Below are 13,163 nucleotides of genomic sequence, written 5' to 3'. Positions count from 1 at the left end.
GTGCATATAAATTAAAAACATAAATTATTTCGAACTAGACAACCTTTCAACTAATTCAACACGGCGATTTAGTTCACGACCTAAATCATTTTTATTAGTTGCAACGGGTGAATAAGGACCCGCTCCTTGAGCTAATAACCTTGCTTTAGCTACCCCATAATCAGCAATTAATGCGTTAACAACCGCATCAGCACGGCGCTTTGAAAGCTTTAAATTATAATCAAACGAGCCTTTATCATCGGTATGACCAACAACATATAAACTCAATTTTTTATTTTTTTCCATAACTTGAGCAATAACATCTAACGCCTCTTTAGATTCAGCTTTAATAGTGGCTTTATCATAATCAAATAAAACACCGTAAATAGACGCTTTTCCTTTTTGCTCTAACTGCTCAAGAATTTTATCACTATTCGTTTCTATTAAGCCTGTTACTAAGGGCTCTGTACGAGCAACAACAAGCTGAATACGAGAATCGCCATTATAATTACCTATAAAAAAGGCAACGTAGGTAGTTTGCTCATTTAGAGTGTTTTTCATAACTTGATATCTAGGTTGGTGAAAGTAGTTATAAACAGATTTGATTGCCAGCTTATCGCCTAATGCTTGAATCTCTTTTCTTTTTGTACCGCATTCATTTTTTTGACAAGAAAATACGGTTTCAAAACCTTCTTTAGTCAAAGCACTCACATAGTTATGATAAATTTTTAACGTCGATACTTTATTCGCAATATAAGTAATTCGCGTTAAATCTCCTGTAACATCAAGCATAGGTGAAGTACTCGTTTTTTTATCAGACTTGCCAATTGGGATACTAAACTCCTCATAATCAACATTTTGATAATCCTCGATATAGCTACCAGGGTAACGACTTAATAAAAGATGATCAGCAGAACCTTTAAGATCTTCATGTGTAGATTTTTTTATTTTATTACTAACTTTTTTCTTGAATGCTTCAAAATCAGCTTTTATCAGCCCAGTTTCAATTTCTTTAATATTAACTGTCGTCAAAAGTGCTTGTGTCATATTTTTATATTGTCCAACAAATAACGAAATGGCAGCTTCAGGAAGATCTCCTTTTGTTGCATAAATATAATGTGGTTGCCCGTAATAACTAGAAACGTTGAAATAGCTCGACTCTTCAGCCAGCAATTTATCCTCTCGCTTTTCATAACAATCGTTTAAAGAACATATATACAAAACTTTAAATCCAGCATCATTTAAAGCGTCTTTGTAGTTTTCTATTACCTTTAAAGAAGCAACATTCTTTATTAGATAAGAAAAATGACTTACATCACCAATAAATGTCTTATATTCAAATTTTTGAGATTTTTTTAGCGCAGGATTAAAGGCTGATACAAACTGTGCTTCTTCACCTGATAAAGTGACTTTTCTCTCTAATTTCGCATCGGGGTAAGCCGTTAATAATGGCTTTGCTTGCAGGTTAAATATGCAGCACAGGTAGGTAGTACAAATTAAAAGTACTTTGATAATACTATTTTTCATGGAAATTCCTTTTAAAGTATTAGTTTACATTAGCACTATGCCTAATGAGCAAACTTAATTCAACGATCCTTATTTGCGTAACTTTTTCAAACTTCAACGTGTAACTGGAGTGCAGCCATATTAAGAGTTGTATAATGCGTCGGTTAATAAGTTGTTTAAATAACGAGCCCCGCCCATTAAGCGAACGTGTAAGCCAAGCTATTCACCCTGCTCGGTTTATAGTACGAGATTTAATTCGTAATAAAATTTAAATGACAAAGGTGCTTATTGAGGTAAAATGAGTACCAATAAATGGAATTTATTATTTAAAGGACTTTAATGAAAACTTTAGCATTTTTAATAATACTGCTATGCACTCTATCGTTTAATGTACTTAGCCAAAACGTCACTGAAATCCCACTTCCTGAAGAGTTTGTTACAACAATGGATGTAGCCGGCGAATACCCAATGGTTCGCACTGGTTATTTAACAGATTCAATTTCTGATATCGCTCGCTTTTATCAGCAAAAATTAGGTGAGCCGTTAAAAACAAACGGCAATAATACATATCGCACTTTGTTTTATAATTACCAAGAACATAAGGTTCGTATTAGTCTATATCGCCGTAGTTATGTGACCGAAGTGAGTATAATGGTTGAATAAAAAGTTCTAAAAAACACGCCAAAAGCAGCTAATTTTAATACTCAGTTAAGTATTGAATTTTAATTAAAGTATTTTTTGAAATTAGCTCATTTAAACTCTTTTTTACCCTTTAAAAATTATCCCCTACCCCAAGGTCTGTTTGTAAGCACATTACTTTTACTATTTATTGGAAGGAGTTAATTATGAGTAAGACCCTAATTATTGGCGCAAGCGGACAAATAGGTAAAATGGCAACTGAGCTACTTTTAAAAAATGAGCAAAATGTTGTGGCATTAGTGCGCGACAAGAATAAGCTAAGCGATTTAAACAGCTCTTTTTTAACTATTGTTGAGCAAGATCTTGAAGGCGATTTTGGTGATGCAATGAAAGGCTGTGACCAAGTGATTTTTGCTGCAGGTTCTGGCGGAAGTACGGGCGATGATAAAACTGTACTTATTGATTTATGGGCTGCAACTAAAGCAGCTACCTTTGCAAAAGAGCATGGCGTTAAACACTTTATTATGGTCAGCTCAATCGGTGCAGACGACCCAGATTCGATTCAAGGTGATTTAAAACCTTACTTAGTTGCCAAGCACATGGCTGACGAGCACTTAATCAATAGTGGTTTAAATTACACCATTGTTCGCCCTGGTACACTGACTGATGATAGCGCTTCAATGCAAGTAACGACGCAGCGACCAAGTGATCGTTCTGAGGCTAAAATTAGCCGCGAAAACGTAGCCAATGCATTATTACATATTGCGACTAACTCATTTATTAGTAACCGCATTTTTGAGTTATTTGATGGCGACAAACCAATTAAAGCCGCTGTTAAATAAGCTTTAATACCAATTTAATTAAACGTATGAACAATTATTGCAAATTAGTATAGTTCATTGATAAGCCAAAAAATTACAGTGTAGTCGCTCTATATCAGTAACTTTTTGGCGCAATGAATTATTTAATCCGCTTAAGTGATTTATGTTTAATAAAATTAAATTTACTCCACTAAGTAAATTAGTGGAGTAATACTTTAATACCTTGCCAACCGAGTTGTAGCGTTAATAACGTTAAAACGACTCTAAAAATACGCTTAAATTTATCCCCAGACATACTTTTAAGTAATTTAATTCCAAACCAAGTACCTACAGCACCACTTATTACCATAGCAATTACAAGCGGCATCCATTGCCAAAAGCTAAAGCCAACTGCACCATAAATTACCGCTTTTAACAAATGCTGCACACTCATAATGCTCGAAAACGTTGCCGTAAATTTTAACTTTTCGTAATTATTTATATATAAACAGCTACCAACTAATGGCCCGCTCGCTCCCACAAACATAGAAATAAAAGTCGTTATGCCACCGGCGACCATACGCCATAACTTAGAGGTTAATTTTACTGGCGGTGTTTTACCCCACAGTAAATAAATAACAAAAATAGCGACCACTAACTTCATAGCATCAAGCGATATATCATCAATAACAAAACTTGATAACCCCGCCCCTACTAAGCCGCCTAACGCAAAATATACAAACATGCTTTTATCAATATGCTTAAAGCTGAGTAATAACCTATTTGCATTAGAGCCAAGCTGTACTAAACCATGCACAGGCACAACAACTGCCATAGGCATAAACGACGCCATAACAACAAGCAACATTAGCCCGCCACCCGCACCAAATGCAGCAGATATAAAAGAAGTAAAGCCAGCGGTGATCATCATTAATAAAAACAAAAATAAAGACATACTGTCGGGAAGTAAAAAGTCCATAAAACTCCACTGCCTATTTAGGTACTTTAAAGTCGCAGTATTTTAAACAATAAAAGGTACAACATACACTTATAGCAAGCGTTATAAGCCTCTATTTCAGGCAATGTATTATGTTGCGTTGTTTTTGCACTTTGTTTGCACATTTAACAAATATTATACATTCAACTTCATTACCGGATATTTCTGATGAGAAAACTTAACGCACCAATTTTAGCACCGCTTGCTGTTTGTATACTTGCACTGAGTTTAGCTGCCTGTAACGGTAGCGATACTCAAAGTAGCGTCGTAACTGAAACAACCACCGATGAGGGAACTACAACAGATACTTCAACCGATTTTGTTGTAGAAGTTGACCCTTTTAACTTTGAAAGCGATGCACTCATTTCATCTATTACCACTCAAACATGTACGCTAAGTAATGGCGATGAAGCATCATGCTACAAAATTGATATTGCCGGTGCACCTTCAAATTACGAGATTGGTGTATTCTGCCCTCAAAATATCACCTCAACAGCAGACGAAGCCGGTATTTGGTTTGATGGCACCGGTGAGGTTTACGATATAACTGGCGACTTTATTTTAAATCTACCAACATTATATAACGATAACCATTGGCAGCTATACGACGAAGGTACAGGCCTTGTAAATGTAACCGACACACAAGAATCGTGTGATGGCGCTGCACGTCCAAACGTAGAAGAACAATACCAAAACCACTGCGTAGAATGCTCTATTGATTATGTTGATGGCGGTATATCAGAATCATTTTTAATACCAATAACGCCCGTTGCAACCACTCAAAACAGCAGTATTGGTAACGCTAATGTAGGTGTTGCTCTCAATGGTGTTGTACTTGCTGCACCCGCCCCTGTTGAGGCTATTTTAGGCGCATACACTATTGCAGCCTTTGATGATTGCGCTGGCCATATTAACTTAGTAGCAGGTTATCACTACCACGGTGAAGCAGGTTGTAGCCAAACACAAATTCAATCAGACGGTCATGCCGCCATGATGGGTTATGCACTCGATGGATTTGGTATATTTGGCATGCTTAACGAAGATGGATTAGAACCCACTGATTTAGACGAATGTAGAGGCCACACCGACGATACACGCGGTTACCACTACCATGCAGCCGACGTATCTGAAAACATGTTTATTGGTTGCTTTAAAGGTGCTACCGCAAGATAACGCACATTTTGGCCAAATAATTAACTGAGATACTAATGAAAATATTTAACGTAATAAAAGCACTAACCACTGGCTTATTACTTGCTGCCTCATGCTCTGCGCTAAGTCATGCAGGCCACGGCTCAAATGCGCCTTGGGAAGCATGTGAAGCAAAAGCCATTAATGAAGATTGCAGCTACACAAGCCATGATAAAAAAGCGACAGGCACATGCCAAGCAATGAACAAAGTACTTATGTGCGTTCGAAATAAACCACTTGAAACATTAATAGACAAAGCAACCCAACCAGCAAGTGACCAAAAGCAATCTGTAAAATCACTCGCTAAACGATAAAGTAACAGCTACACGCCAAAGCCTTAACGCTGTTTGTTAAGGCTTTTTTAATCGCAAATCATTAGAAAGCATACCCTTTATCTGTTAAGTTAGCTTTGTGTATCAAATAATAAAAATAAAATTCCACAAATGGAATTACACAAGCAAGGTACTAACGTGAGCGCCACATTTAAAATTGTTTTTAATGGTCAGTTATATCAAAATACTGACCTTACCTCTGCCCAAGAACAACTCAGCCAACTTCTTAATATTCCTCATAATATTGTTGTTCAGTTATTTGATGGAAAAGCTTACGCTTTAAAAAAAGACTTATCGAGTATTGATGCTGTTAAAACAGAATCCTCACTAAAAAAGCTAGGATTAATTACTAAAGTAGAACCTCAACTCATTACTGTAATCCCTCAATCTCAAAATAATCAAATAGCACTCACTGAGCACAGTAAAAATACAGATAAACACATTAGTGAAAGCACTAGCGGCAAAAATATCTCAATACAAAATGAACGCCTAGATACAGGTGAAGCCCCAAATACAGCTGCAGCTATTAAGCAAAGTTATAATAAATATAAATTACTGTGTAACACTTTAAAAAGCGCATTGTACTTTTGCTATTGCGCACTTTGTATTATTACCATAATAGGCGTAGTGATCAGTGTTAATGCACTTAAAAATAACTTTGGCACCCTAAATAACACAACAACAAATAACTTAAGTTACCAAAACTATAAACAATATTTGATTGATCAAAATAGCCTAAACAAACCAACACAAAAAGTAACAAACGAGCGAACAGCTAACCCTACACAGCAAAAAAGTAATGAATACTTTAGTCGCTTTTCATCGCTAATAAATAGCTACGCGCAAAGTACAGGACAAGCTGATATAAAAACGATGGGGGGCGATAAATTACAACAGCACCTGCAAGAAATAGATGACCTAGGCCCTAAAAATAAATTTTGGCAGCAACTGGTACAACTTTCAAAAGGCTTAGATAACGATAAACATGCAATAGGGATGCTAAACAATACTGATCCCGGCAAAGTACAATGGATAAATGCGGTAGATTGGATCAGCCAAAGCTATATTAGGCAATATCAAAACTCGCAAACTACAAACAACTCCCCTGTCACTACCTACGAGCCAAGTATCCCCATACTTAACCTAACGTTATTAATAAGTATGCTGTCGTTATTCAGCCTGCTTGTGATTGCAATAAAAATGAAGCTACGCGCAATAAGACATTCTTAAACTTTATTTTATAAATTCCATAAAAAAACCCGCAAATTTGGATTAACAAATTTGCGGGTTTCTTATGGTTTTCGAATAACGAGTTCAAAAACCTTTATTGGTGGAGCTGGGGGGATTTGAACCCCCGTCCGAAAAGCCTCGACCGTCGGTACTACATGTTTAGTATTGTCATTTAATTAACCTTTAAGTCCCGGACAAACACGGTAAATAAAGGCGAGGCCGCTTAGTTTTAACGCTTCAACCCCGGCCAGGGTTTCCGTCGCGATCAGGTGTTAGGGTGACACTCCAAAATCCAGTCCACAAGAATACATGGAAGGAGCGCTAGCCAGCCTAAGCTGCTAGAGAGTAGTTATCGTCGTTTGCGATTACTTTAGGTTGCGGCTGTTTAACGAGGCAAACCGCACCTCGACATGCACCTTGGGCTTCTTGAATTCCGTCGAATCCTAATCAGCCCCTGAATTAGTAACTCAATTCAGAGCGTGCAGACAGTATAACTGAGTAAAGTACTGATACTCAAGGCCTAGTAACGCTTTATTTTAATTGCGTGCACTAACCGAGCATTAAGTAACCAAAATTTAGTTTATGCAAGCCCATATAAACATTTGCTTAACAATGTGTTTAACCTGTGTTCAAATAAGGAGTTAAGGTTTTTGTCATTTCTAAACCTTTAGTTGTAAAAAACAAAAATAATAACAGGCATAGAGTAGGGAATTAATAAATGTCGGTTTTTTCATTTGATCAAAATACAGGGTTTGTCTCTTTAGTTAGTCACCCTATTGATAGTGGCTTTCCTGTTACAAGTACTCAGCTTACGCAAATGCTCGAACAATCTGAGTTTAGTGAGTACGAAGCTGTCATTGCCAATATTGGAAAGCTTTTTGCGCCAACTAAAAACTATCAGGAAGTATCACTTGTCGTTGCTAAAGCGGTAGATGCGTCGCTTGTCATTAATATTGATGAAAAAAACATGGTCGCAGAAGCAACATTAACTACCGCTAAAGGTGGTGCGCTTTTGTCTATGGAAGGTGCGCAAAAAGCGCTTGCTAATGCAGGTGTTAAAAAAGGAATAAGCCCACGCGCGCTTGATACCTTTTTAGGCCAGCAGTTTGAAAAACCAGCAGGAAGCTCTTATAGCGCCATAATTGCACATGGGCGTAATCCTAAAAAAGGCAGCGATGCTAAATTTGTGCGTTTATGCTCAACAGCCCAAGACCGTGTGCTTAGCCCACAAGCTAAAGAAGGCGGTAAGGTTGATATGAAAAATCTTGGCGCTATTATCACCGTAAAACCTGGTACTCCCTTAATGCAGCGTATTGCCGCTACCCCTGGAGAAGATGGCTATACGGTATTTGGCGATTCAATTAGTGCAAAACCAGGTACAGATCACCAACTCCAGCCTTTCGAAGGTACAAAAGTAGATCCTAATAACCCTAATATGCTTATTGCCGACTGCAAAGGTGTGCCCGTTGCCCTACCCCGAGGTATGCGTGTAGATGACGTTTTGTGCTTTGATAACGTAGATGTAAGTACAGGCCACGTTGATTTTGATGGTAGCGTAATTATTACTGGCGATATTAAAGACGGCATGCGTGTAAAAGCCAATGGTGATATTACGGTACTGGGTTTTGTAGAATCCGGAGCTGTTGAAAGTAAAAGTGCGGTAACCATTATGCTTGGCGCAATTGGTAGAAAACGTGAATGCGAGGAAGCATTTACATGTTCTATAGCCGCTCAACGAACTATTTCTATTGGTTATGCTCAGTACTGCAATATTAAATCAGAACAAGATTTATTTATTGAACGCCAAGCGCTACATTGTGATTTGAGTGCTAGGCGGTTAATACGTGTAGGCAAAGCAAATGATCCGCGAGGTAAAATTATTGGCGGTAATATTTTAGATGCTATGCGCATTGAAACGGGTGAGCTAGGCGCGCCAGCCGGTACTAAAACGCGCGTATTTTTAGCGCAACTCTGGTTTGAGCTTCGCCAAAAGCAAACACAAATAACCGATTTTGAAAAAGTACTTGCGACTAAAGTAACCGCTTTACAACAGGCTCGTGAAAAAGCGAGTAAAATTGCGGGGGCTGCTCAGCGCCAGCAATTCATGAATAAAATAACTGAAAATGAAAAGCATATAAAAATACGCTCTGCGCATATTCATCGTCAAAAACTACTTATTAAGCAAAAAATAGTGCAATTACTTGCCAGTAGTCGTTTAAAAGTAAATGAATTAATGCACCCTGGTGTGGAGCTTAAAATAGCGAAAGATTCTAAACAATTTTCGCGTATTTACCCGCCCCACCTAGTTAAGCTAACTGAGGGTAAAATTACTCAGACGTTTTAGTTTCTTCGTTATTTTGTGTCTCAGTTTCAACTTCGCCATTTGCGTCGCAATCATCGATTGGCGCTAATGGCCAACCACCTAATTGCTGCCAGCGATTTACTATTAAGCAATAAAGCTCAGCTGTACGTTCTGTGTCGTAAAGCGCTGAGTGTGCTTGGCTGTTATCAAACTCGATACCTGCCGCTCTACATGCTTTTGCTAATACAGTCTGCCCTAACGCTAAACCCGCTAAAGATGTTGTATCAAAGCTTACGAACGGATGAAATGGCGTACGCTTAATGTTATTACGCTCTATTGCTGCATTTAAAAAGCCATGATCGAATGCGGCATTATGCGCCACAATAACTGAGCGTTGGCACCCAGCGGCCTTTTGCGCTTTGCGTACTACTTTACATATTTCTTTAATTACTTCGTCTTCAGGTACTGCGCCACGTAATGGTGAAAACGGATCTATACCGTTAAAGTCGATGGCTGCTTGTTCAATATTAGCGCCTTCGAATGGCTGAACATGAAAATGAACAGTATGATCTATGCTGAGCAGTCCTTCGTCATCCATTTTTAAAACAGAAGCTGCTATTTCTAACAAGGCATCTGTCTCTTTGTTAAAACCTGCAGTTTCAACATCAATAACAACAGGAAAAAATCCACGAAAGCGTTTTGCGAAAGGTGTTTGCTCAGTATTTGCCATAGTCTTCTTTGTTTATACGTGTAAGCTGACTATTATGTCAAAATTGATGCCCCCTAGGCTAGGGGATTTAAGTATTTATTGCTTTAAAATTGTAGGCACATAACTTGCTTTAACTTATAAGTTAGTTACGTAGAGAACAAACTAATCATTGCAGTCGTTAATTTGCCAAATTATTGGCATTCCCGGATAGCTGGAGAGCACCATGAAGTATAAGTTGTTATTTATTAGCCTTAGTATAAGTGCAGTGCTTTGCAGTACTCACTCGCAAGCTGCTATGCGCCAATACGCAGCAACCCAAGACAACTCCAACTGGGAAGTCGTTAAAACAACGCGCTTACAATGCCAATTAAATCATGAAGTTCCTTATTATGGGGAAGCTATTTTTAAAGCTTCAGCAAGTAAAAATAAAAACTTAACGTTTAATTTAGATATGGTTGTACGCCCAGATAACTACGCAATTGCTGGTTTAAAAGCCGTGCCACCGTCTTGGCGTGCAGGTTTACCGGCTCGCGATATTGCAAATATGAAATTACTTAAAAAGTTTGATGGCGAGCTGGGCAATAAAACCGCATGGGAGATGCTTAGCGAGCTTGAAAAAGGCTACTACCCTACTTTTTATTATCAAGACTGGCAAAACAGTGCCGATAAAATTGCCGTTGGTATATCGAGTGTAAACTTTAAACAAGCTTACTGGGCTTTTTTACAATGCCGCGATGAGCTACTCCCTTACAGCTTTGAAGATATTTCGTTTACTGTAATGAACTATCAATCTAACAGCAGTAAATTAACTAAATCCTCGCAACAACGCCTTGATAAGATTGCTGAGTATTTAAAAAATGATGCAAGCATAGAGTCCATTAGCATTGACTCATACACCGATAGTTATGGCGGCCGCTGGAATAACTTAGATTTATCGCGCAAGCGCGCCAAAACTATAAAAGATTATATGGTGAGCTTGGGTGTTGATGAAGCAAAAGTGCAAACCACCGGTTTAGGCGAAAAACGCTTTGTTGATAATAACGATAACATTTTAGGCCGAGACAAAAACCGTCGTTTAATTATTCAAATAGAGAAAATGTAGTAAAACTAATATGCGCTTACTCTCTTTCGCTTTAAAAATTTATCACCAAATTGGAAAAAACCTAGGCTAATTAAAATAATAACCGCACCAATGATTAGCTCTTGGCTTAATGGCTCATTGTTTAGCCAAGCTCCTAAGCCTAACGCAAAGCTAGGAGTTATGAGCGTAGTAAGTGATACCGTACTCGCATTTAGGTTTTGCAGTACATGAAAATACGCCAAAGCCCCAACTAAAGATCCAAACACACCTAGATAACCAATTGCCCACAATGATTTAGCACTCCAGTTCTGTATAAGCAACTGACCATCTAATAACCACCAAGCAATAAAAAAGAGTGGGGTTACAAAAACTAAGGCACCAAATGTTGTCGCCATAGGATGAATCGCAATCTGTACACGCTTGATCATCACACCACTTAAGCTAAAAAAGCAGACAGCCATAAACACATAAAGTAACCCGAGCCCTTGAGTTTGCGAGTTTTGTACTTGGTTATAACTAACAAAATATAAGCCGATTAAGGCGCACGCTAACGCCACTAATTTAATCGGGCTAAATTTAGGTTCATTTAATAACTGCTGAGCAAGCAACCCCGACAAGATAGGTGCAAGGCCAAACATAAGCGAAATAATACCCGAAGGGACTGTTTTAGCTGCCATATAGCTCAGTAACATACCGCCAAAAATACCTATACTCGAATAAAAATAAAGTAAGCATGCATTTTTGCTCCAAGGTACTCTAATGTTTGTTATGGCAACAATTAAACCACCTAAAAACAACCCCACCAGCATACGCATTAATACAGCAAGCGTTGGCGATACTGTTTCACTGCTCCACACAATCCCCAGAGGTGTAGTAGACCAAATGAGAACCATAAAAAAATACGATACTTTTACCGGCACATGCCAATCCTTAGCGTTTTATAACGCAATCCAACGTACATAAAATTATACCCTCACCACCCTATTTTAATACTTTTAAATGCATACAAGTCCTTAATAAATACAGTTGTAAATTGTAAGTTACATTTTAATACAGCTCTTTTATTACAAAACTATTTGAGATTTGAGTAACTAGTTATATCGTGCAAGTATATTAATAATAATTAAGGTAATTAAGTGCTTAAAAATAAAACAACTGGAAGCATGTTAATTGTTGCAGGCACAACTATTGGTGCAGGTATGTTGGCACTGCCAATTGCATCTGCCGGGCTTGGGTTTAGTACTGCGCTTGCATTGATAATTGCTAGCTGGTTACTAATGACCTACACCGCACTACTCATGCTAGAGCTACACCAATATGCACCACGCGATGCAACGTTAAATACGTTGGCTAAATTATGGCTTGGAAAGCGCGGACAATACATCGCGAATTTTTCGATGGTTTTTTTATTTTACGCTTTATGCGCTGCTTATATTGCAGGTGGTGGTGCACAACTTCAAGCGCGTATAAATATAGGCTTTGATGTAAATATAGCCCCACAGTTTGGCTCTGTGATCCTCGCTGTTATTATTGCAAGTGTGGTAACGCTGGGCACTAGCAAGGTAGATAAACTAAACAGAGTGTTATTTACAATAAAAATTATTGTATTAGCTAGTTTGTTTTACATGCTAACCCCTTATGTACAAGGTAAGCACTTATTAGAGATGCCTGTAAAGCAAGGATTAATCCTTTCGGCTATACCGGTTATATTTACTTCGTTTGGCTTTCATGGCTCCATTCCTTCTATTGTTAAATATGTTGGTGTAGAAATAAAAGTACTGCGCAAAGTAATGATTGCTGGTGCCGCCCTGCCTTTAGTCATTTATATTTTTTGGCAACTACTTAGCCAAGGTATTATGAGCCAAGCTGACTTACTCAACAGCCAAGGCCTTAGTGGCTTTGTATCAAGCGTGGCAAGTATTGCGCATAACCCAAATGTGGCAACGGCCGTTAAGTTATTTGCTGATTTAGCACTTGCGACATCATTTTTAGGGGTGAGTTTAGGGTTATTCGATTTTTTTGCTGATACATTTAAAAAAGGTGACAATAAAACGGACCGAATTAAAACGGCCTTTATTACGTTTATTCCGCCGCTTGGCTTTGCATTATTTTATCCTCAAGGCTTTATTATGGCTTTAGGTTACGCTGCAATAGCACTTGTCGTACTTGCAATATTTTTGCCTGTAGCAATGGTTTATAAACAGCGTACAACATCAAGTAAAACAGGCTACAAAGTTAAAAGTGGGAATGTTGGGCTTGGCATAGCAGCTATATGTGGCATAACGATTATTGCTGCGCAGTTTATGCAAATGGCGGGGCTAATTCCTGCTATCGGTTAAAGCTTTTTGTTTTAATTTAGATAATAAAAAACCGCACATCATTAGATGTGCAGTTTTT

Annotated in this window: 12 protein-coding genes and 1 other RNA gene; 8 read left to right on the top strand and 5 right to left on the bottom strand. The window is 38.1% G+C overall.

From position 1 onward, the window contains the following. Positions 1 to 24: 24 nt before the first annotated feature. Positions 25 to 1,506, bottom strand: coding sequence for an OmpA family protein (locus H5087_RS04080; RefSeq protein ID WP_182671263.1), 1,482 nt, complete (start codon positions 1,504 to 1,506; stop codon positions 25 to 27). A 318-nt stretch (positions 1,507 to 1,824) separates the two neighbouring features. Here H5087_RS04080 and H5087_RS04075 point away from each other — a divergent pair, with 318 nt between their 5' ends. Both H5087_RS04075 and H5087_RS04070 read left to right on the top strand, forming a co-directional pair. Further along, the gene (locus H5087_RS04075) at positions 1,825 to 2,148 is read left to right on the top strand and encodes a hypothetical protein (RefSeq protein WP_004335602.1); all 324 of its coding nucleotides are present in this window, start codon (positions 1,825 to 1,827) and stop codon (positions 2,146 to 2,148) included. Positions 2,149 to 2,330: 182 nt separating this feature from the next. Further along, complete coding sequence (locus H5087_RS04070) at positions 2,331 to 2,966, top strand: NAD(P)-binding oxidoreductase (RefSeq protein ID WP_149602990.1); 636 nt, start codon at positions 2,331 to 2,333, stop codon at positions 2,964 to 2,966. Between the two features lie 178 nt (positions 2,967 to 3,144). Here the strand turns inward: H5087_RS04070 and H5087_RS04065 are convergent, their stop codons facing one another. Next, entirely contained in the window at positions 3,145 to 3,903 is a 759-nt protein-coding gene (locus tag H5087_RS04065; RefSeq protein ID WP_182671261.1) for a sulfite exporter TauE/SafE family protein, read from the bottom strand. A 186-nt stretch (positions 3,904 to 4,089) separates the two neighbouring features. Between H5087_RS04065 and H5087_RS04060 the strand changes: the two genes are divergently transcribed. From H5087_RS04060 to H5087_RS04050, 3 genes are all read left to right on the top strand, one after another. Continuing rightward, on the top strand, positions 4,090 to 5,094 hold the full coding sequence (locus H5087_RS04060; RefSeq protein ID WP_182671259.1) for a YHYH protein: 1,005 nt from the start codon (positions 4,090 to 4,092) through the stop codon (positions 5,092 to 5,094). Positions 5,095 to 5,129: 35 nt separating this feature from the next. Beyond that, complete coding sequence (locus tag H5087_RS04055; RefSeq protein WP_182671257.1) at positions 5,130 to 5,426, top strand: hypothetical protein; 297 nt, start codon at positions 5,130 to 5,132, stop codon at positions 5,424 to 5,426. Between the two features lie 156 nt (positions 5,427 to 5,582). Beyond that, positions 5,583 to 6,674: a hypothetical protein gene (locus H5087_RS04050; protein ID WP_310736460.1), complete on the top strand. Its 1,092-nt coding sequence runs from the start codon at positions 5,583 to 5,585 to the stop codon at positions 6,672 to 6,674. A gap of 98 nt (positions 6,675 to 6,772) precedes the next feature. Here H5087_RS04050 and ssrA read toward each other — a convergent pair. Continuing rightward, positions 6,773 to 7,129, bottom strand: a transfer-messenger RNA (tmRNA) gene (ssrA, locus tag H5087_RS04045). 263 nt (positions 7,130 to 7,392) lie between these two features. Here ssrA and H5087_RS04040 point away from each other — a divergent pair. Beyond that, positions 7,393 to 9,018 (top strand): DUF342 domain-containing protein, encoded by a 1,626-nt coding sequence (locus H5087_RS04040; protein WP_182671254.1) that lies wholly within the window; start codon positions 7,393 to 7,395, stop codon positions 9,016 to 9,018. Here the strand turns inward: H5087_RS04040 and rnt are convergent. Beyond that, entirely contained in the window at positions 9,002 to 9,706 is a 705-nt protein-coding gene (gene rnt / locus H5087_RS04035) for a ribonuclease T (RefSeq protein ID WP_182671252.1), read from the bottom strand. The two genes, H5087_RS04040 and rnt, sit on opposite strands and share 17 nt — an antisense overlap. Before the next feature lie 202 nt (positions 9,707 to 9,908). Between rnt and H5087_RS04030 the strand changes: the two genes are divergently transcribed. Next, on the top strand, positions 9,909 to 10,787 hold the full coding sequence (locus tag H5087_RS04030; protein WP_182671250.1) for an OmpA family protein: 879 nt from the start codon (positions 9,909 to 9,911) through the stop codon (positions 10,785 to 10,787). A 5-nt stretch (positions 10,788 to 10,792) separates the two neighbouring features. On the opposite strand, the gene H5087_RS04025 is transcribed toward H5087_RS04030, so the two are convergent. Continuing rightward, positions 10,793 to 11,686 (bottom strand): DMT family transporter, encoded by an 894-nt coding sequence (locus H5087_RS04025; protein WP_182671249.1) that lies wholly within the window; start codon positions 11,684 to 11,686, stop codon positions 10,793 to 10,795. 216 nt (positions 11,687 to 11,902) lie between these two features. Here H5087_RS04025 and H5087_RS04020 point away from each other — a divergent pair, with 216 nt between their 5' ends. Next, the gene (locus tag H5087_RS04020; RefSeq protein ID WP_182671248.1) at positions 11,903 to 13,105 is read left to right on the top strand and encodes an aromatic amino acid transport family protein; all 1,203 of its coding nucleotides are present in this window, start codon (positions 11,903 to 11,905) and stop codon (positions 13,103 to 13,105) included. The last annotated feature ends 58 nt before the right edge of the window (positions 13,106 to 13,163 follow it).

Source organism: Pseudoalteromonas sp. SR43-7 (assembly GCF_014163785.1).
Lineage (GTDB): Bacteria > Pseudomonadota > Gammaproteobacteria > Enterobacterales > Alteromonadaceae > Pseudoalteromonas > Pseudoalteromonas distincta.
This window is presented reverse-complemented; position numbering and strand designations above follow the sequence as displayed.